This is a genomic window from Streptomyces sp. NPDC001492, from assembly GCF_053597275.1.
Genome location: NZ_JBSFHW010000008.1, coordinates 221,537 through 240,523, shown reverse-complemented (window position 1 = coordinate 240,523; position 18,987 = coordinate 221,537). Strand labels below are relative to the sequence as shown.

The 18,987-nt window shown below is 70.6% G+C and carries 16 protein-coding genes and 1 pseudogene; 6 read left to right on the top strand and 11 right to left on the bottom strand.

What is annotated here, in order from left to right:
* The first annotated feature begins 48 nt into the window (after nucleotides 1–48).
* Entirely contained in the window at nucleotides 49–1,278 is a 1,230-nt protein-coding gene (locus ACWC1K_RS13630; protein ID WP_450831077.1) for a serine hydrolase domain-containing protein, read from the top strand.
* A 70-nt stretch (nucleotides 1,279–1,348) separates the two neighbouring features.
* Here ACWC1K_RS13630 and ribA read toward each other — a convergent pair whose 3' ends face one another.
* Entirely contained in the window at nucleotides 1,349–2,008 is a 660-nt protein-coding gene (gene ribA, locus ACWC1K_RS13625; RefSeq protein WP_365841053.1) for a GTP cyclohydrolase II, read from the bottom strand.
* A gap of 38 nt (nucleotides 2,009–2,046) precedes the next feature.
* Between ribA and ACWC1K_RS13620 the strand changes: the two genes are divergently transcribed.
* Complete coding sequence (locus ACWC1K_RS13620) at nucleotides 2,047–2,853, top strand: creatininase family protein (protein ID WP_450831076.1); 807 nt, start codon at nucleotides 2,047–2,049, stop codon at nucleotides 2,851–2,853.
* Between the two features lie 143 nt (nucleotides 2,854–2,996).
* On the opposite strand, the pseudogene ACWC1K_RS13615 reads toward ACWC1K_RS13620, so the two are convergent.
* The 5 genes and pseudogenes from ACWC1K_RS13615 to ACWC1K_RS13595 form a co-directional block, all read right to left on the bottom strand.
* A pseudogene (locus tag ACWC1K_RS13615) lies at nucleotides 2,997–3,827 on the bottom strand (lysylphosphatidylglycerol synthase transmembrane domain-containing protein); the annotation flags it as partial.
* Between the two features lie 359 nt (nucleotides 3,828–4,186).
* The gene (locus ACWC1K_RS13610) at nucleotides 4,187–5,170 is read right to left on the bottom strand and encodes a class I SAM-dependent methyltransferase (RefSeq protein ID WP_450831075.1); all 984 of its coding nucleotides are present in this window, start codon (nucleotides 5,168–5,170) and stop codon (nucleotides 4,187–4,189) included.
* Nucleotides 5,167–6,369 carry a glycosyltransferase family 4 protein gene (locus ACWC1K_RS13605; protein WP_450831073.1) on the bottom strand — a complete coding sequence of 401 codons (1,203 nt, stop codon included), beginning with the start codon at nucleotides 6,367–6,369 and terminating at the stop codon, nucleotides 5,167–5,169. The genes ACWC1K_RS13610 and ACWC1K_RS13605 overlap by 4 nt, the downstream gene beginning before the upstream one ends.
* Nucleotides 6,366–6,764 (bottom strand): 6-pyruvoyl trahydropterin synthase family protein, encoded by a 399-nt coding sequence (locus ACWC1K_RS13600; RefSeq protein WP_450831072.1) that lies wholly within the window; start codon nucleotides 6,762–6,764, stop codon nucleotides 6,366–6,368. Before ACWC1K_RS13600 ends, ACWC1K_RS13605 begins: the two co-directional genes overlap by 4 nt.
* Before the next feature lie 116 nt (nucleotides 6,765–6,880).
* A complete protein-coding gene (locus ACWC1K_RS13595; RefSeq protein WP_450831071.1) occupies nucleotides 6,881–7,861 on the bottom strand; it encodes a zinc-dependent alcohol dehydrogenase in 981 nt (326 codons plus the stop codon).
* Nucleotides 7,862–7,969: 108 nt separating this feature from the next.
* Here ACWC1K_RS13595 and ACWC1K_RS13590 point away from each other — a divergent pair, with 108 nt between their 5' ends.
* The 3 genes from ACWC1K_RS13590 (at nucleotide 7,970) to ACWC1K_RS13580 (ending at nucleotide 10,261) form a co-directional block, all read left to right on the top strand.
* Entirely contained in the window at nucleotides 7,970–8,746 is a 777-nt protein-coding gene (locus ACWC1K_RS13590) for a CDP-alcohol phosphatidyltransferase family protein (protein WP_450831069.1), read from the top strand.
* Between the two features lie 115 nt (nucleotides 8,747–8,861).
* Nucleotides 8,862–9,818, top strand: coding sequence for an ATP-binding protein (locus ACWC1K_RS13585; RefSeq protein WP_450831067.1), 957 nt, complete (start codon nucleotides 8,862–8,864; stop codon nucleotides 9,816–9,818).
* Nucleotides 9,819–9,868: 50 nt separating this feature from the next.
* A complete protein-coding gene (locus ACWC1K_RS13580; protein WP_450831066.1) occupies nucleotides 9,869–10,261 on the top strand; it encodes an SCO5389 family protein in 393 nt (130 codons plus the stop codon).
* Between the two features lie 42 nt (nucleotides 10,262–10,303).
* On the opposite strand, the gene ACWC1K_RS13575 is transcribed toward ACWC1K_RS13580, so the two are convergent.
* From ACWC1K_RS13575 to ACWC1K_RS13555, 5 genes are all read right to left on the bottom strand, one after another.
* On the bottom strand, nucleotides 10,304–11,947 hold the full coding sequence (locus tag ACWC1K_RS13575; protein ID WP_450831064.1) for an APC family permease: 1,644 nt from the start codon (nucleotides 11,945–11,947) through the stop codon (nucleotides 10,304–10,306).
* Nucleotides 11,948–12,112: 165 nt separating this feature from the next.
* Entirely contained in the window at nucleotides 12,113–13,477 is a 1,365-nt protein-coding gene (locus ACWC1K_RS13570; RefSeq protein WP_450831062.1) for a GH1 family beta-glucosidase, read from the bottom strand.
* Between the two features lie 41 nt (nucleotides 13,478–13,518).
* On the bottom strand, nucleotides 13,519–14,358 hold the full coding sequence (locus ACWC1K_RS13565; RefSeq protein ID WP_450831126.1) for a carbohydrate ABC transporter permease: 840 nt from the start codon (nucleotides 14,356–14,358) through the stop codon (nucleotides 13,519–13,521).
* A 22-nt stretch (nucleotides 14,359–14,380) separates the two neighbouring features.
* Nucleotides 14,381–15,376 carry a carbohydrate ABC transporter permease gene (locus ACWC1K_RS13560; RefSeq protein ID WP_450831060.1) on the bottom strand — a complete coding sequence of 332 codons (996 nt, stop codon included), beginning with the start codon at nucleotides 15,374–15,376 and terminating at the stop codon, nucleotides 14,381–14,383.
* Nucleotides 15,377–15,381: 5 nt separating this feature from the next.
* A complete protein-coding gene (locus tag ACWC1K_RS13555; protein WP_450831058.1) occupies nucleotides 15,382–16,698 on the bottom strand; it encodes an ABC transporter substrate-binding protein in 1,317 nt (438 codons plus the stop codon).
* A 211-nt stretch (nucleotides 16,699–16,909) separates the two neighbouring features.
* On the opposite strand from ACWC1K_RS13555, the gene ACWC1K_RS13550 reads away from it, so the two are divergent.
* Nucleotides 16,910–18,697 carry a coagulation factor 5/8 type domain-containing protein gene (locus ACWC1K_RS13550; RefSeq protein WP_450831057.1) on the top strand — a complete coding sequence of 596 codons (1,788 nt, stop codon included), beginning with the start codon at nucleotides 16,910–16,912 and terminating at the stop codon, nucleotides 18,695–18,697.
* Nucleotides 18,698–18,987: the final 290 nt, after the last annotated feature.

Here is an 18,987-nt window from a genome sequence, read left to right as displayed (position 1 = left end):
GCGGCCCGTTCGCGGCACTCACAGCGGAGCGCGTTTCGGAGGAGAGCGATGGCACAACTGCGACAAGAGGTCGACCCGGGTGAGGCCGGGCTGGACGCCAAGGCGCTGGACCGCCTCGACCAGCACTTCGCCCACTACGTCGACGAGGGACGCCTGCCCGGCTACCTGGTGGCCGTGGCCCGCGGCGGACGCGTCGCCCACCTCACCACCCACGGCCTGCGCGACATCGCGGCGGGACTGCCCGTCGAGGCGGACACCCTGTGGCGGATCTACTCCATGACCAAACCGGTCACCTCGGTCGCCGCGCTGATACTGGTGGAGGAGGGCCGCCTCTCGCTCGACGACCCGGTCGCCCGCCACCTCCCGGCCTTCCAGGACCCCCAGGTCTACGAGGGCGGATCCGGCGCCGGCCTGCGGACCCGCCCCGCGGCCCAGCCCCCGCTGATCCGGCACCTGTTGACCCACACCGCGGGTCTGACCTTCGCCTTCTACCACCAGCACCCCGTCGACGCCCTCTACCGCGAGGCGGGCCTCGACTCGGCCGTACTGCCGGGCTCGGACCTGGCCGGGACCGTCGACGCGTACGCGCGCCTGCCGCTGCAGTTCGAGCCGGGCACCGAGTGGAACTACTCGGTCGCCACCAATGTGCTCGGCAGGGTGATCGAGGTCGTCTCCGGGCAGCCGCTCGACGTCTTCCTCACCGAGCGCGTCCTCGGCCCGCTCGGCATGACCGACGCCGGGTTCTGCGTCACCGACGAACAGGCCCCGAGGCTCTCCGAGTTGTACGGCGAGACCGACGCCGGCGGCATCGAGCCGATCGCCGGGCTGCCGCTGCGCGGGCGGCCCCGCTTCCTGTCCGGCAGCGGCGGGCTGGTGGCCTCCGCGTACGACGTGCACCGCTTCATGGAGCTGCTGCGCCGCCGCGGCGAGCTCGACGGCGTCCGCCTCCTGTCCCCCGAGACGGTGGGCCTGATGACCAGCAACCAGCTGCCCGGCGGCGCCGACCTGCGCGCCTTCGGCAGCCGCCCGGCCCACGACGAGCCCGGCAACGACGGCGTGGGCTTCGGCCTCGGCGTCTCCGTCGTCATCGACCCCGACCGCACCCAGGCGCCCTCCGGCCCGGGCACGTTCGGCTGGAGCGGGGTGGCGACGACGACCTTCTGGGTGGATCCCAGCCGCGATCTCACCGTGCAGTTCATGACGCAGGTCCGGCCGAAGTCGTCACTCAGGCTCTTCCCGGACCTCAAGCGGCTGGTCCACGAGGCGGTCGCGGACTGACCGTTCCCCGGGGCCGCGGACGGATCACCTCGCCGACGGGCGGGGTCGGCGAGGTGATGTCCGATCCTGCTCAGGACAGGTGGGCCACCGCGTCCAGATGCGGCAGGACGTGGTCGAGCCGCTCCCGCTTGGTGCGCAGATAGGTGATGTTGCTCTCGCACGGCGGGATCAGCAGCGGGACGGTCTCCGCCACCTGGATGCCGTGCCGCACCAACGCCTCCTGCTTGCGCGGGTTGTTGGACATCAGGCGCACCGAGTTCACGCCCAGGTCCTGAAGGATCTTGGCGGCGACGCCGTAGTCGCGGGCGTCCACCGGCAGCCCCAGGGCGAGGTTCGCCTCGACGGTGTCCAGGCCCTCCGCCTGCAGCGCCATCGCCCGCAGCTTGGCGAGCAGACCGATGCCGCGGCCCTCGTGGCCCCTCAAGTAGACGACTATGCCGCTGCCTTCGGCGACGACGGCCTTCAGCGCGGAGGCGAGCTGGTCGCCGCACTCGCAGTGCTGGGAGCCGAACGCGTCGCCGGTCAGGCACTCGGAATGCAGCCGGGTGAGAACGCCGTCCGTGCCGATGTCACCGTGGACGAGGGCCACTTGCTCGTCGCCGCGATCGTGATCCATGTAACCCACCGCCCGGAATTGCCCGTACACCGTGGGCAGTGGGGCATTCACAATCCGCTCCACGCCCGTGCGCTGTGGGGACTTCTTGCCGAGGACGCCGATTTTATCTGTCATGATCTGATTCCTAAGCAGAGACGAAAGGCCGTGAAGAAATGAGTGGTTCGGGCGCGCGTACGGCGGCATACGGGCTGGTGCCGGCGGACACTACGGAAGAGGTACGGACCAGGGCGGCGGGTGTCTCAACGCAGGTCGCCGTCCTTCCGGTCGGGAGCTTCGAGCAGCACGGTCCGTTCCTTCCGCTGGCGACCGACACGCTCGTCGCCTGCGCGGTGGCCCGGGAGATCGCGGAGGCGTACCCGGTGCACCTCCTTCCGCCGGTGACGATCTCCTGCTCGCACGAGCACGCGGCCTGGCCCGGCACCGTCAGCATCTCCTCCGTGACCCTTCACGCGGTGGTATGTGACATCGCACAGTCGCTGCGCCGCTCCGGCGTCGACGTCCTGGTGGTGGTCAACGGGCACGGCGGAAACTACGTACTGGGCAACGTCGTTCAGGAATCCTCCGCCCGCGGCGAGCGCATGGCACTGTTCCCTGCCGCGGAGGACTGGGAAGCGGCGCGGCAGCGGGCGGGGGTGACCACCTCGCTGCTGACCGACATGCACGCGGGAGAAATCGAGACCTCCATCCTTCTGCACGCTCACCCGGAATTGCTCCGCCCCGGTTATGAGGCCTCCGATTTCGTCGCGGACGACCGGCGTCATCTGCTCACCCTCGGGATGTCCGGCTATACCGATTCGGGCGTCATCGGACGCCCTTCGCTCGGTTCCGCGGAAAAGGGGAAGGAACTGCTCGCCGCCCTGGCGGATTCCTTCGGAGCGTATTTCTCACTCCTCACCTCGGCGGACGATTCCGGCACGGAAACCCGGGAAACGGGTGAGGCCGGCAGCGCACGCGGGTAGTCGGGTTCGCGGGCGGGTTCCGGGGCGGCCGCCGCGGAGCCTGCCCGCAGGCCCGTGTACCAGCGGGCGACGAGGACGGCGAGGCCGGGCAGGGCCGCCACGAAGCTGAGCACCCCGTACACCACGGAGACGGCCACCCCGCTGCTCGCGCCCAGTCCGGCCGCTCCGAACGCCCAGGCGGCGACGCCCTCGCGGGGGCCGAAGCCGCCGACGTTCAGCGGCAGGCCCATCGCGATCAGCGCGAGGACCGCGAGCGGCAGCAGCGCGGCGACCGAGGCGCCGGAGCCGGCGACCCGCGCGGCCAGCACGAACATCGCGATGTGGCCGGCCAGGACGAGCACCGACGAGACGACGACACCCGGCCAGTTGCGGCGCGACAGCAGCCCCTCGCGCGCCTCGGCGAGCGTCGCGCGCAGCGCCCGCCCGCGGCGGGAGGGCGTCCGGTTCATCCGCAGCGCCACCATGACGGCGAGCGCGCCCACCGCCGCGAGGCCGACCAGCGGCGCGAAGTGGCGGGTCTCGGCGAGCACGGGGGACGGCATCGTCAGCAGCACGGCCCCGCCGACGGCGGTCAGCGCGACCTGCCCCGAGACCCGTTCCAGGACCACCGAGCGCACGCCGCGCCCCATGTCACCGGCGCTCTGCCCGTGCCGTACCGCCCGGTGCACATCGCCGAGGACACCGCCGGGCAGGGCCGCGTTCAGGAACAGTGCCCGGTAGTAGTCGGCCACGGCCGCCCCGAGCGGCAGCCGGATCCGCAGCCCCCGCGCCACCAGCGCCCAACGCCACGCGCTGAGCACGGTGGTGACCACTCCGATCCCCAGCGCCACCAGCAGCGTCGGCAGGTCGATCCGCCGCAGCCCGTCCAGCAGCACCCCGGTACCGAGGCGCCACAGCAGCGCCCCGAGGATGACGGCGCCGGCGACGGTACCGAAGTGGGTCCGCACGGCACGGGAGTTGAGACGGGACACCATGGCACGCCACCAGGGCGTCCGCGCGGCGGCCGACTCGGGCCGGGCCGCGGAGACGATCACGCCGATACGGGCCTCGGAGACGGCGGGACCCACGGGTGGGGCGGACGCGAGTACATCCGCCCGCGTCCGCAGCGCCGCGTCCCGCGCGGCGAGGCAGGGCGCGCCGTCCGCCCATACCTCGACCGCGACGGAGGCGGCACCGCCGTCCGCACCCGCCGCTGCCGGGCGAACTGCGCATTCGGTCCGCGTCTCCAGGCCGACGCCGGTCGGCGCCCCGGACACGACATCCACACCGCGCCCGGCCGCCACGGCGCCGCGCAGGTCGGCTCGCACCACGTGTGCCCGCACCGTCTCCACGCTCATGACGCGCCGCCCGTCGGCCGGGACAGTGCCAGCAGGTCGCTGTGGTGGACCACGACGTGGAGTTCGCCCGCCTCGCAGGCGGCCAGGCGGTCCCGCAGATACCGTTCTGCACGGGCCTTCAGCTCGGGGCGTTCCTCCACGGCCGCGCCCACCCAGCCGCGCAGCCACTGGGCCGTCAGCGCGGCCTCCTCGGGGCCGAGGCGCCAGGGGCTGGGGTTGACCCGTACCGTCGCGCCCCGCTCCGAGAAGGCCTCGCAGGCCACCGTGATCGCGTCCGGGCCGAGCAGGCCGCCGCGGCGCTGGTGCGCGTTGAACGCCTCGGTGAGCTCCTCGTCCATCGGGTCGGACGGCGTGAGTTCCACGCGTCCGGCCACCGAGAGCGTCAGCAGGGCGGGGCAGCCGGCCCCGGTGCAGGCGGCGGCGAGGGTCTCGATCTCCTCGCGGGTGAGGACGTCGAGGAGCGCGGAGGCCGTCACCAGCGAGGCGCCGGCGAGGGCGTCCGGGGTGAGCCGGGCGACATCGCCGCGGCGTGTCTCCACCGTGACCCGGCTGCCGTCGGCGGCGGAGCGCGGGGAGGCGACGGCCGCGAAGTGCAGCAGGTACGGGTCGCGGTCGTGCAGGACCCAGTGCTGGGGACCGTCCAGGCGGGGTGCGAGCCAGCGGCCCATCGAGCCGGTGCCGCAGCCCAGGTCGTGGATGACCAGACCGGCCTTGCCCGGCAGATTGGCCAGCCGGATCCGCAGCGGGTCGAGCAGGTCGTGTGCCCGCCCCGCGGCGTCGGCGGGTTCGCGCAGCTCCAGCCACTCGGGCGCGTAGCGAGGCGGTTCCTCGGCGCCCGTGTCCCGCAGCCGCACGGTGGCGCGCTCGCCGGGGCGCGGGGCGGGGCCCGCGCCGGGTATCACGGAGTCATCCGTCTCGGAGGCGTTGCGCGGTCCGGGCTGCGCCGGAATCTTCTCGCTGATCTGTGCCGTCCTGTTCATGCCGCCCTCCTGGGCTCGCTCGGCAGCCGGCCCAGTACTCCGGCAAGGCTTCGGGCCGTGGTGGCCCATCCGTCCAGGGCGGCCCGCCGGCCCCGGGCCGCGGCCTTCAGCCGGCGTCGTACGTCGGCCTCGCCGAACCAGCCGCGCAGTTCGGCGGCGAGGGCGGCGGGGTCCTCCGGCGGCACGAGGATGCCGGGGACACCGCCGTCGGGGGCGCGTCCGACCGCCTCCGGGAGACCGCCGACATCCGTGGCCAGCACGGGGATGCCGCGCGCGAGGGCCTCCGTCACCGCCATGCCGTACGTCTCCGCGTACGAGGTGAGGACCATGAGATCCGCCGCGTTGTAGGTGGCGTCGAGCTCGGCACCGGCCTGCGGGCCGGCAAGGTGGATGCGGTCCTCCAGACCGTGCTCCTTGATCAGCAGCCGCAGCTGGGCGACGTACTCGGGGTCGTGCCCGAGCCCTCCGACGCACACACAGCTCCACGGCAGGTCGGCCGCCGCGGCCAGCGCCTGCACCAGCCGGTGCTGCCCCTTGCGCGGGGTCACCGACGCCACGCACAGCAGCCGGGAGACGCCGTCGGTGCCGGAGGCGAGGGGCGCGATGTCGGCACCGGGGGCGGCGACGTGCACCCGCTCGGGGGCGAGGCCGTGGTGGGCGACGAGGCGGCGGACCGCCCAGTCGCTGGTGGCGATCACGGCGGGCACGGCCCGCAGCACGTCACGCTCCTTGGCGTCCAACTCGGCGGCCACGGCGGGCTCCAGGCCCCGCTCGTCGCCGAGCGGAAGATGCACGAGGACCGCGAGGTTCAGCCGCTCCGTCTCCGGTACGACGATCTCGGGGACCCCGCAGGCGACGATCCCGTCCAGCAGGACGACCGTCCCGTCCGGCAACTCCCGCAGTGTCCGCGCGAGTTCCGCACGGGCCGCCGCCCCCGGCCGGGGCCACTCGCCGGCCACGGCGTGCTTGTGCACCTGCCAGCCGAAGCCGGGCAGGTCCAGGCTGACGCGCCGGTCATAGGCGTTGCCGCCGCTCGGCGCGGCCGGGTCGTCGACGCCGCCCGGCATGACGAAGTGCACGGAGCGCAGGGACATGGGGATGATCTCGGCGTTCTTCAGGGCGGAGTGCTGCACGGGCACATAGCTGAGCGACGGCATCTCCGCCTCCCCCGGGGCCTTCTCCAAGGTCACGTCGGTCACAGCGCACGCTCGTAACTCGCCCAGGCGATGTGCGACTCGTGCAGGGTCACCGAGAGGCCCGCGATGCCCTTGGCGCCCTCGCCCAGCGCGCCCTTCTCGATCCGCTCGGCGAGCCGGTCGGCGATCACCTTGGCCAGGAACTCCGTGGAGGTGTTGACGCCTGCGAACTCGGGCTCGTTGTCGAGGTTGCGGTAGTTCAGCTCGCTGACGACAGCACCGAGTTCCTGGGTGGCGAGTCCGATGTCGACGACGATGTTGTCGTCGTCCAGCTGCTCGCGCCGGAACGTGGCGTCCACCAGGAACGTCGCTCCGTGCAGGCGCTGCGCGGGTCCGAAGACCTCGCCGCGGAAGCTGTGGGCGATCATGATGTGATCGCGGACGGTGACACTGAACAACGGACGACCCTCCAGGTGCGGCGCGTCTGGTCCTCCGGCCGTTGACCGCCGGAGGATGCCGTGTAGTACGGCTCTTCGCTTCCCCCCGTTCAGCCGAGTCTCACTCTTTTCTCAGGTCAGACCGTTTCGGGGTACCTCACACGGTGACACAGCGCGGGAATCTCGCCGTTGGCCAGCCGGGGCATCACCTCCGGCAGATCCTCGAACGCGCTTTCCCCTGTGATGAGTGCGTCGAGTGCCGGGTCGGCGAGCAGGTCGAGGGCGAGGGCGAGCCGGTCGGCGTAGCTGCGGTTGGCGCGGGCCGGGGAGACGGTACCGACCTGGCTGCTGCGGATCGCCAGCCGCCGGGAGTGGAAGGCCTCGCCGAGCGGGAGGCTCACCCTGCGGTCGCCGTACCAGCTCAGTTCGACGACGGTGCCTTCGGCGGCCAGGAGTTCCAGGGCCCGCGCGAGGCCCTGCTCGGTGGCACTGGCATGCACCACCAGGTCCCTTTCCCCGAGCGCGTCCTCGGGCAGCGCGAAGTCGACTCCCAGGGCCTCGGCGGTCTTGGCGCGGGCCGGGTCGGCGTCGACGAGTTGCACGCGTACGCCCGGGAAGCGGGCCAGCAGGGCGGCCACCGAGCAGCCGACCATGCCGCCGCCGACCACCGCGATCCGGTCACCGACCAGCGGGGCGGCGTCCCACAGGGCGTTCACGGCGGTCTCCACGGTCCCGGCGAGGACGGCCCGCTCGGCAGGAATGGTGTCCGGCACGACCGTAACGGCCGAAACCGGCACCACATACCGCGTCTGGTGCGGATACAGACAGAAAACCGTGCGCCCGACCAGCTCCTCGGGCCCCTCCTCCACCCTGCCGACACTGAGGTAGCCATACTTCACAGGTGCGGGGAACTCGCCCTCCTGGAAAGGCGCTCGCATGGCCGCGTGCTGACTCTCCGGAACGCCGCCGCGGAAGACGAGCGTCTCCGTGCCGCGGCTGACCCCGGAGAAGAGCGAGCGCACCAGCACCTCGCCCTGAGCGGGTTCGGGCAGGTCGACGCTCCGGATCTCGCCGAGACCCGGACGACTCAGCCAGAACGCGCGTGCGATGCGGTTCATCCGGCCTCCTCCTGAACGATCGGGAAGTTGTTCACGTACCGAGGTGTGCACAGGCCGCGCACAGTACGCGGCGTTGATCGACTTTGTCATTCGGCCGGAGGGTGTGCGGTGGCCCTGAACAACACTTACGACGCAAGGCTGGTCCAGCAGGAGACCGCTGTGGGAGCGGGCGTTCAGATCCTGTTGCTGGCCCTGCTCGGCACGGCGATCGGCATGGGGCCGGCGGGCTGGCTGACCGGCCTCGTCTTCGCCGTCGCCATGTGGGCGGTGCTCTCGCGGGCACTGCACCGCACCCGGCCGCGCTCGTTCGGCCCGGCCAACCGCGTGACGCTCGGCCGGGCGACCCTGGTGGGGGGTGTGACGGCCCTGGTCGCGGACTCCTTCGAGAGCTCCCCGCCGGTCACCGCCCTCGTCGGCCTCACGGCGGTGGCCCTCATCCTGGACGGCGTCGACGGCAAGGTCGCCCGCGCCACCAACACGTCCACCCCCCTGGGCGCCCGCTTCGACATGGAGGTCGACGCGTTCCTGATCCTGGTGCTGAGCGTCTACGTCTCCATGCAGCTCGGCCCGTGGGTCCTGCTCATCGGCGGCATGCGCTACGCCTTCGTCGCCGCGGCCCGCGTCTGGCCGTGGCTGAACGCATCCCTGCCGCCGAGCACGGCCCGCAAGACGGTCGCGGCCATGCAGGGCATCTGCCTCCTCCTGGCGGCCTCGGGCTACCTGCCCCCCATGGCCACCCTCGGGGTCGTCGTACTGGCCCTGGGCTCGCTGATCTGGTCCTTCGGCCGTGACGTCCTGTGGCTGCGGCGGACCTCGCGGGTCCAGGACGGCGAGGTGGAGGAGATGCTGGACCTGGAGTCGGAACGCGAGACGGTGGCGTCCTGAACGACCCTCACGCCTCGGGCGGGTACCGGCAGCGTGTCCCGATTTGACAGACCGTCGGAACCTGCCTAAAACCTAGCCACATGACATTCATTTTCAAAATGAGGTCGGCCCGGTAATGCGGGTCGCGTTCGTCGGCAAGGGCGGCAGCGGCAAGACCACCCTCTCCGCGCTCTTCACCCGTCATCTGGCCCGCTCCGGCGCGCCGGTACTCGCCATCGACGGCGACATCAACCAGCACCTGGCCGAGGCGCTGGGACACGACGAAGACCATCTGGACGCCCCGCCCCTGGGCGCCCACCTGCCCGAGATCAAGGACTATCTGCGGGGCGCCAACCCGCGCATCGCCTCCCGCGAGGCGATGATCAAGACGACCCCGCCCGGGCGCGGCTCCCGCCTCCTGCGCCTCCTCGGCGACGACGAACTCCACGCCCGCCACGTCCGGCGCGTGGGCGACGTACCGCTGATGGTGACGGGCGAGTTCGACGAGAGCGACCTCGGGGTGGCCTGCTACCACTCCAAGCTGGGCGGCGTCGAGCTCTACCTCAACCACCTGGTCGACGGCCCCGGCGAGTACGTGGTCGTCGACATGACGGCGGGCGCGGACGCCTTCGCCTCGGGCCTGTTCACGCGGTTCGACATCACGTTCCTGGTGGCGGAACCGACCCGCAAGGGCGTCTCCGTCTACCGCCAGTACCGCGACCACGCCCGCGAGTTCGGGATCCGCATCGCCGTGATCGGCAACAAGGTGACGGGCGAGGACGACCTGCTGTTCCTCAAGGAGCAGGTGGGCGACGACCTGCTGACCCACCTGGTCCACTCCCCCTGGGTGCGGGCGGCCGAACAGGGCCGCGCCGAAGGCGGGTTGGACGCCCTCGAGCCGCACAACCGCCACGCCCTGAACATCCTGCGCGAGACCGTCGACGCCCACCCCAGGGACTGGCCCGCTCTCCACCGCCACGCCGTCGAGTTCCACCTGCGCAATGCCCGCGCGTGGGCGGACGAGGCGACCGGCCTGGACCTGGCCGGCCAGGTGGACCCGGAGTTCGTACCGGGCCCGACGGCGCTCACCTGACCATCCCCCGTGAAGCACTCCCCCACCTCTTGGAACGGACGCCCCTTTTCATGTCTCTCGACGTCTCCCCGAAGCTCCTCGCCGAAGCCGAGTCCGGTGACATCCGCGAGGAGGACTTCGTGGACACGGTCCGCACGTCCCTCCCGTACGCCTACGCCCTGATCGCCTCCCTCGCCGGCGAACTCAAGGGCGGCACGGCCGAGTTCACCGACAACCACACCCCTCCGCCCTCCGAGCAGGAGCGCGGCCAGCTCCTGCGCGCCCTCGCCAGCGACGCCATCCGCGGCAGCCTGGAACGCCACTTCGGCGTGGAACTGGCCTTCCAGAACTGCCACCGGGTGGCGGCGTTCCGGCCGGGGGCACGGCACGGCGAGACGTACGGGCGGTTCACCTCGGTGCGGTCGCAGGTGCTGAACCAGTCACCGGAGTTCCGGGACTGCTGACGCGCTCGATGCCCTGTCGGCCGACTCGGCCGAAGGCCCCGGTCAGAGGACCTCTTCCTCCTCGGGGACGACGACCTGGTCGATCATGTACTGGATCTTCTCGGCCGGCAGGGCGACCGCCATGGCCCAGTAGTAGATGACGAGGCTGAAGCCGGCGGTGACCAGCATGTCCCACCACAGCGGGAACCACGGGTGCTTCAGGGGTCCGAAGTCGCTCAGGTAGACGATCAGGCCCATGCCGATCAGATAGGCGGGCAGCCACTGCGCGGCCCGCAGGTCCAGCTGCGGGGTGATCGGGTTCATCTTGAACACGCGGTTGGCGACCAGGATGACGTAGCCGATGAGGATGGCGACGCCGAGCTTCCAGTCGGTCGTCCAGCCCGACCAGAGGATCAGCAGGTTGGCGACGATGAAGGCGAGCGGCGACATCCAGCTGCCGCCGGGCAGCCGGTAGGGGCGGTGGGCGTCGGGCAGGCGGTTGCGGAACACCCCGAAGGACAGCGGTGCGCCCGCGTACATCAGCACGCTCGCGCTGGTGATCAGTCCGACCAGGGAGCGCCAGCTCGGGAAGGGCAGGAAGCAGATGCAGCCGATCACGAAGGCGGTGATCAGACCGACCCAGGGGACACCGCGCTCGTTGGTCTTCTCGAACGCGGACGGCACGTAGCCGTTGCGGCTCAGGCCGTACGAGACCCGGGAGGAGCCGGTGATGTAGATCAGGCCGGTGCCGGCGGGGGAGACCACCGCGTCGAGATAGAGGATCGTGGCCAGCCAGCCGAGGCTGATGAGCGTGGCGACCTGGGCGAACGGTCCGCTCAGGGCGTTGAACGCGGAGTCGGCCCAGGTGTGGCCGATCTGGTTCGCGGGGAGTGCGGCCAGGAAGACGACCTGCAGGAGGATGTAGATGATGATGCCGAGGATGATCGAGCCGATCACCGCCCGCGGGATGTCCCGCTTGGGATGGGCGCTCTCACCGGCCAGCTGGTCGGCCTGCTCGAAGCCCAGCAGGGCGAAGATGATGCCGCTGGTCGAGACGGCGGACAGGATGCCTTTGGCGCCGTAGGGGTTGAATCCGTCGGCCGCGGTGAAGTTGCCCGTGTGGAACGTGGCGATGGCGAAGACGAAGATCGTCAGCAGGGGGACGCCGACCTTCCACCAGGTCGCCGCGCTGTTGGTGCGGGCCAGCAACCGGATGCTGAGGAAGTTGATCGCCGTGATGACCGCCATCAGTCCGACCGCGACGGCGATGCCGGACCCGGTCAGGACGTGCTCCCCGCCCTTGATCTTCTCCCAGCCGTGCGCCCAGGAGTAGTGCTGGCCGTACGTGATCATGGCCAGCACTTCGATGGGAGCCACCGTGGCGGCCTGCAGCCAGGAGAACCAGCCGAAGGAGGCGCCGGCGGCGCCGCCATAGGCGTAGTGCGGGAAGCGGGCGGTCCCGCCGGACACCGGATACATTCCGCCGAGCTCGGCGTGCACCAGGGCCAGGATGAGAATCGCCACGCCGCCGATGGCCCAGGAGATGATCGCCGCCGGCCCGGCCGCGGCCAGGGCGCCCTGAGCGCCGAACAGCCACCCGGATCCGATGATCGATCCCTCCGAGGCCCAGATGAGGCCGATGAAGCCGATCTCGCGCTTCAGTCCGGGTTTGGTTCCCGCGCTGGGCGCCTTTTCCGATGTGGCCATGACGCACACCACCTCACAAGGTGATCCTTATCACATTATCGTGCCACGTCGGCGCGCCCGCGACAGCTGCCCGTGCGTACATGACTCGGCAAAATGCCCATGACCGGGCAACCGCGCCTGTGCCGGACCCGGCTCCCGCGCCCGGTCCGACACAGGGGTCCCGTCTCAGGCCGCCCTGCGGTTACGGCCCTGGTGGGCGCGGACGATTTCGGCGTAGCGGTGCCCGCTCCCCTTGATCGTCCGCACCTGCGTCCGGTAGTCCACATGCACCAGCCCGAACCGCTTGTCATAGCCGTACGCCCACTCGAAGTTGTCGAGCAGCGACCAGGCGAAGTAACCGGCCAGCGGGGCGCCCTTGCGGACCGCGGATGCGCAGGCCGCGAGGTGGCGTTCCAGGTAGTCCTGGCGCTCGGGGTCGTCGACGGTCCCGTCCGGGCGTACGACGTCCGGGTAGGCGGAGCCGTTCTCCGTGACGTACAGGCGCCGGGCGCCGTACTCCTCGGTGAGCCGGAGCAGGAGCGTCTCGATGCCGTTCGCGTCGATCTCCCAGTCCATGCCGGTGCGCGGGACGCCGAGGCGGCGGACCGATCGCACGTGGGGCGCCGGGGCCGAGGGGTCGTCGGCGACGGTCGCCGGCATGTAGTAGTTCAGGCCGTGCCAGTCGAGCGGCGCGGCGATCGTCGCCGAGTCGCCGTCCCGCTCGGGGAGTTCGACGCCGTACACCTCGCGCATGTCGGCCGGGAAGCCGCGGCCGTACACCGGGTCCAGCCACCAGCGGTTGACGTGGCCGTCCTGCCTGCGGGCGGCCCGCACGTCCTCCTCGCGGTCGCTGGCGGCGTGCACCGTGGAGAGGTTGGTGACGAGGCCGACCTGCGCGGACGGGGCCGCGGCCCGGATCGCCCCGACGGCGAGACCGTGGCCCAGGAGCAGGTGGTAGGAGGCGCGGACGGCGGCTGTCAGGTCGGTCAGGCCGGGGGCCATCCTGCCTTCCAGGTGGCCGATCCAGGCCGAGCACAGGGGTTCGTTGAGCGTGGCCCACTGCGACACGCGGTCGCCGAGACGTGCGGCGACGACCGAGGCGTACTCGGCGAAGGCCAGTGCGGTGTCCCGCTCGGGCCAGCCGCCGCGGTCCTGGAGGGTCTGCGGCAGGTCCCAGTGGTAGAGGGTGACGAACGGCGTGATGCCCGCCGCCAGCAGGCCGTCGATCAACCTGTCGTAGAAGGCGAGGCCCTTGGGGTTCACCGGTCCGTCCCCGCCCGGCATCACCCTCGGCCACGCGATCGACAACCGGTAGGCGTTCGTGCCCAGTCGGCGCATCAGGCCGATGTCCTCGCGCCAGCGGTGGTAGTGGTCGCACGCGACGTCGCCGTTGTCGTTGCCCGCGACCTTGCCGGGCGTGTGGGAGAAGGTGTCCCAGATCGACGGGGAGCGGCCGTCCTCCGCGACGGCGCCCTCGATCTGGTAGGCCGCTGTGGCCGTGCCCCACAGGAAGTCGGGCGGGAAGGCGGCGAGGTCGATGCGGTCGGACACGGAAGTCCCTTCGGAATCGGTGGAGTTGGTATCCCGACGGCTCACTTGACGGCTCCCGCCGTCAGCCCGGCGACGAGATAGCGCTGCAGCAGCAGGAACCCGGCCACCACGGGCACGCTGACGACCAGCGAGGCGGCCATGATCTGGTTCCAGTAGACGTCGTTGAGGGTGGAGTAGCCCTGGAGGCCGACGGCGAGCGTGCGGGTGGTGTCGTTGGTCATGACGGAGGCGAAGAGGACCTCTCCCCATGCGGTCATGAAGGCGTAGACGGCGACGGCGACGATGCCGGGGATCGCGGCCGGTACGACGATCCGCAGCAGCGCGCCCAGCGGTCCGCAGCCGTCCACCAGCGCCGCCTCGTCCAGGTCGCGCGGCACCGAGTCGAAGTACCCGATCAGCATCCAGATCGAGAACGGGAGGGAGAAGGTGAGGTACGTGAGGATCAGGCCGCCGCGGGAGCCGAAGAGGGCGATGCCGGTGGCGTTGCCGATGTTGACGTAGAGGAGGAACAGCGGGAGCAGGAAGAGGATGCCCGGGAACATCTGCGTGGACAGGACGGTGACCGTGAAGACGCGTTTGCCGCGGAAGTCGTAGCGGCTGACGGCGTAGGCGGCGAACACCGCGATCACCACCGAGCAGACGGTCGCCGTACCCGCCACGACCAGCGAGTTCACGAAGTAGCGCGCCAGCGGGACCGTGGACCAGATGTCGATGTACGGGCGGATCGTCAGACCGCTGGGCAGCCAGCGGAACTTGCCCGTGACGTCGGCGAGGGGCTTCAGGGAGCTGGAGACCATGACGTACACCGGCACCAGGACGAAGCCGGTGAGCAGAGTGAGGAAGATCCGCCGGGACCAGAGGAAGGAACTCGGCGGGGCCATCGGGGACCTGAGCCTCTGGGTCTCAGACATCGGCCGTCCTCCGTCCGCGTGCGGTGAGCGCCAGATAGACGCCGGTCACCATCAGCAGGAAGAGCAGCAGCAGTACGGACATCGCGGAGCCGGTGCCGAAGTTCCAGGTGACGAAGGACGCCTGGTAGATATGGACCGAGATGAGGTCCGCCGCCTCGGGCGCGGCCTTCCCGAACAGGACGTACGGCGTGTTGAAGTCGTTGAAGGTCCACAGGAAGAGGACCAGGACCAGGACCTGGTTCACGGGCCGCAGGGACGGCAGCGTGATGCGGCGGAGCTGCTGCCACATGCCGGCACCGTCCAGTGCGGCCGCCTCGTACAGCTCACGCGGGATGTTCTGCAGGCCGGCCATGACGATCAGGAAGGCGAACGGCCAGCCCTTCCACACCGACACGGTGAGCAGCGCGTAGAAGCTGTTGTCGCCGATCAGCCAGAAGGACGGCTTGTCGGTCAGGTGCAGCTGGTCGTGCAGGACGTGGTTCACCAGGCCGTTGTCGTGCTGGAACATGAACACCCAGGTGATCACGGCCGCGTACACGGGCAGGGCGTACGGCACCAGGAACAGCGCCCGCAGCAGACCGCGGCCGCGGAAGGTGTCCTGCATGAAGACCGCGGCCGCCGTGCCGGTCAGCCAGCACAGGCCGACCGAGAGCAGGGTGAAACCGACCGTGACGAAGAAGGAGTGCAGCAGTGCCTCGCCGACCGGGGCGTCGAAGTCCACCGACACCCTGTAGTTGCCGAGGCCGGACCAGGGCGCGGTGCCCCAGTCGCGGATGTAGAACTGCGTGAGTTCCTTGAAGCTCATCACGATGCCGATGACCATCGGCACGAGGTGGACGAGGAGTTCGAGGATCAGCGCGGGCAGCAGGAGCAGGTACGGGAGGCCGGTACGGCGGATCCGGCCGGGGCGGCGGCCACGCTGTTCGCGTGCCGCAACCCCGGCGGAACTCCCGCTCACCGAAGGCTCCTTGAGGGCGGTGGTCGTCATCGGGCTCACTTCGCCGGCATCTGCTGCTGGGCCTTTTCGAGCGCCGCCTTCACCGAGCCGGCGGTCACCGCGCGCCCGGCCGCCGCCTCCGCGAACAGCTCCTTGACCGCCGTACCGACCGCCGTCTCGAACTGCGACTCGTCGGCCACCTGCGGCAGCGCGGCGGCGCTCGTCGCGAGGGTCTGCTTCAGCACGGAGTTGGACGCGCTGTTGAACGCGGCATCCGACTGGGCGGCCTTCACGGGCGGGATCGAGCTGTACGCCGTGTTGAGGATCTTCTGCTCGGCGTCGCTGGTCATGAACTTCACGAACTTCGTGGCGCCGTCGAGGTTGTCGGTGTTCTTGAAGACGGCCAGGTTGATGCCCGCGACCATCGAGTTGACCTGGGTGCCGGTGCCGGGGGTGCCGGACTGCACGGGCACGGGCGCGATGCCGTACGAACTCTCACCCATCCCCTGGGACTTGAGGTTGGCCGCGGCGGACTGCCACAGCAGCATGGCCTGCTTGCCCTTGGCGAAGTCGCTGACGGACTGGTTCTGCGCGTACTCGGCGTCGCCGGTCGGGATGACCTTGTCCTTGGCCATCAGGTCGACGTACTGCTTGACCGCGGTGACCACGCCGTCGCTGGTGAAGTCGGGTTTGCCGTCGGCGGTGAAGAAGTCGGCGCCGTGCTGCTTGGCGAAGACGAAGACGTGGTGGATGTTCTCCGCGAGGTTGGCTCCCTCGGCGCCGAGCGGTGACTTGCCCTTCGCCTTGATCTTCTTGCCGTCGGCGACCAGTTCGTCCCAGGTGGCCGGGGGCTTGGAGATGCCCGCGTCGGCGAAGATCTGCTTGTTGTAGTAGAGGGCGTAGGCCATCGAGTAGAGCGGTACGGCCGCCGGGTCCTTGCCCTGCGCGCCGGTCGAGCCGAGTGCCGAGTCGACGAAGCGGTCCTTGCCGCCGATCTTCGCGAAGTTCTTGGCGTCCCAGGGCAGCAGGGCACCGGTGGCCTGCAGGGAGGCGCTCCAGGTGTTGCCGATGTTGAGGACGTCGGGGCCCTGGCCGGAGGTGGTCGCGGTGAGGATCCGGTTCAGCAGGTCCGACCAGGGGACGACCTCCAGCTTCACCTTGATGCCCGTCTGCTTCTCGAACTTGTCGAGCTCGGGCTGCAGGACCTTCTTGTCCACGGCGATGCTCGCGCCCTGGTTGGAGGCCCAGTAGGTGAGCGTCTTCGGCGAGTCGTTGGACCCGCCGCCCGTCGACGAACCGCCTCCGCAGGCCGAGGCGGCAAGGGCGAGTGACATGGTGACGGCGCCTACGGCCGCGGCTCGGATGCTGCGCATGGCTCCCGGTGTCCCTTCGGGGATTGCACTCATGACTTAATTTAGGACGTGAGTTAAACCTCAAGGGATGACCGAGTCAAGGGGTACGGCAACCCTTGTGGAACTCCGGTCGCACCCCTTGACGCGCCCGTTCGGGCAGTTGAAGCATTCACCGGCGAGAGAGCGCTCCCAAACCCCACCTCGTTCACTTCCTGAACAGGAGAGCCGCCCCATGCCCCTGCCTGACTCCGGCCTGCCATCCGTGGGCCGCAGAACCGTCCTCGGCGCCGCCGCCGCATCCGCCCCCGCGGTGCTCGGTCTGTCCGCCCGCGCGTCCGCCGCCCCGTCCTCGCCCCGGAAGCCGAAGCTCCTCCCCGGCGGCGGCGACCTCGGCCCGAACGTTCTGGTCTTCGACCCGTCCACCCCCGGCATCCAGGCCACACTGGACGAGGTGTTCCAGCAGCAGGAGTCGGCCCAGTTCGGCACCGGCCGCTACGCGCTGCTGTTCAAGCCGGGCACCTACAACGGCCTCAACGCCCAACTGGGCTTCTACACCTCGATCATGGGCCTGGGCCTCTCCCCCGACGACACCACCATCAACGGGGACGTCACCGTCGACGCCGGCTGGTTCAACGGCAACGCGACGCAGAACTTCTGGCGTTCGGCGGAGAACCTGGCCCTGGTCCCGGCGAACGGCACCAACCGCTGGGCGGTCGCGCAGGCGGCCCCCTTCCGCCGTATGCACGTCCGCGGCGGCCTCGACCTCTCGCCCACGGGCTACGGCTGGGCGAGCGGCGGCTACATCGCCGACAGCCGTATCGACGGCCAGGTCGGGCCGTACTCGCAGCAGCAGTGGTACACCCGGGACAGCGCGATCGGCAGTTGGCTCAACGGCGTCTGGAACATGGTGTTCTCGGGCGTCGAGGGCGCCCCCGCCCAGAGCTTCCCGAACCCGCCGTACACCACGCTGGACACCACCCCGGTCTCCCGCGAGAAGCCCTTCCTGTACGTCAGCGGCGGCTCCGGCCTCCAGGTGTTCCTGCCGGAGAAGCGGACCGACGCCCGCGGTGTCACCTGGGGCAACGGCACCCCGCGAGGCACCTCGCTCCCCCTCTCACAGTTCTACGTCGCCCGGCCCGGCGTCTCCGCGGCCACCCTCAACCAGGCGCTGACGCAGGGCCTTCACCTGCTGCTCACACCGGGGATCTACCACCTCGACCAGCCGATCCAGGTGAACCGCGCCAACACGGTCGTGCTGGGACTGGGTTACGCAACTCTCGTACCGGACAACGGAGTTACCGCGTTGCGCGTCGCCGACGTGGACGGTGTGCGCCTCGCGGGCTTCCTGATCGACGCCGGACCGGTCAACTCCCCCACGCTGCTGGAGGTCGGCCCGCGCGGCGCCTGGCGGGACCACTCCGCCAACCCGACCACCGTGCAGGACGTGTTCGTCCGCATCGGCGGCGCGGGCGCCGGCAAGGCCACCACCAGCATGGTGATCAACAGCAGGCACACCATCGTCGACCACACCTGGGTGTGGCGCGCCGACCACGGCGCCGGGGTCGGCTGGGAGACCAACCGCGCCGACTACGGAATCGTCGTGAACGGCGACGACGTGCTGTGCACCGGCCTGTTCGTCGAGCACTTCAACAAGTACGACGTGCAGTGGTACGGCCAGCGGGGCCGCACGATCTTCTTCCAGAACGAGAAGGCCTACGACGCCCCGAACCAGGCCGCGATCCAGAACGGCCCGGTGAAGGGCTACGCGGCCTACAAGGTCGGCGACGGCGTCACCGCGCACGAGGGCTGGGGCCTGGGCAGCTACTGCTACTACAACGTCGACCCGACGATCGTGCAGCACCACGGCTTCGCCGCCCCGAACCGCCCCGGCGTGCGCTTCCACGACCTGCTGGTGGTCTCCCTGGGCGGAAACGGCCAGTACGAGCACGTCATCAACGAAACGGGCACACCGACGTCGAGCACGTCGACGGTGCCGTCCACGGTGGTGTCGTATCCGTGAACGGGGGCGGCCGCACCAGTGTTCGGGAGCAGGCCCGCGTGGATCACCGGACGGCGCCCAGCACGCAGCCCAGGGACGGTGCCCCTGCGTGAGCTGCGTGACCCTGCGGGCGGTCGTGCCGCTCGGGGCGGCACGGGTGGGCGCAGGCGGGCCCCGGCAGCGCCGGATCGCCCGGCCCGCCGCCGCCCCGCTTGCGGCACAACGACAGCCGCACGGGCTCGGCACCGACGCAAACGGTGACGGCCCGCAAACCCGCGTGAGCCTGCGAGCACTCATGCCGCTCGGGGCAG

Bases quoted from the DNA above. Each gene is read 5' to 3' on its own strand.
- ACWC1K_RS13630 (WP_450831077.1), top strand. From the start codon at position 49: ATGGCACAACTGCGACAAGAGGTCGACCCGGGTGAGGCCGGGCTGGAC.
- ribA (WP_365841053.1), bottom strand. From the start codon at position 2,008: ATGACAGATAAAATCGGCGTCCTCGGCAAGAAGTCCCCACAGCGCACG.
- ACWC1K_RS13620 (WP_450831076.1), top strand. From the start codon at position 2,047: ATGAGTGGTTCGGGCGCGCGTACGGCGGCATACGGGCTGGTGCCGGCG.
- ACWC1K_RS13610 (WP_450831075.1), bottom strand. From the start codon at position 5,170: ATGAACAGGACGGCACAGATCAGCGAGAAGATTCCGGCGCAGCCCGGA.
- ACWC1K_RS13595 (WP_450831071.1), bottom strand. From the start codon at position 7,861: ATGAACCGCATCGCACGCGCGTTCTGGCTGAGTCGTCCGGGTCTCGGC.
- ACWC1K_RS13585 (WP_450831067.1), top strand. From the start codon at position 8,862: ATGCGGGTCGCGTTCGTCGGCAAGGGCGGCAGCGGCAAGACCACCCTC.
- ACWC1K_RS13580 (WP_450831066.1), top strand. From the start codon at position 9,869: ATGTCTCTCGACGTCTCCCCGAAGCTCCTCGCCGAAGCCGAGTCCGGT.
- ACWC1K_RS13575 (WP_450831064.1), bottom strand. From the start codon at position 11,947: ATGGCCACATCGGAAAAGGCGCCCAGCGCGGGAACCAAACCCGGACTG.
- ACWC1K_RS13565 (WP_450831126.1), bottom strand. From the start codon at position 14,358: ATGGCCCCGCCGAGTTCCTTCCTCTGGTCCCGGCGGATCTTCCTCACT.
- ACWC1K_RS13560 (WP_450831060.1), bottom strand. From the start codon at position 15,376: ATGACGACCACCGCCCTCAAGGAGCCTTCGGTGAGCGGGAGTTCCGCC.
- ACWC1K_RS13555 (WP_450831058.1), bottom strand. From the start codon at position 16,698: ATGCGCAGCATCCGAGCCGCGGCCGTAGGCGCCGTCACCATGTCACTC.
- ACWC1K_RS13550 (WP_450831057.1), top strand. From the start codon at position 16,910: ATGCCCCTGCCTGACTCCGGCCTGCCATCCGTGGGCCGCAGAACCGTC.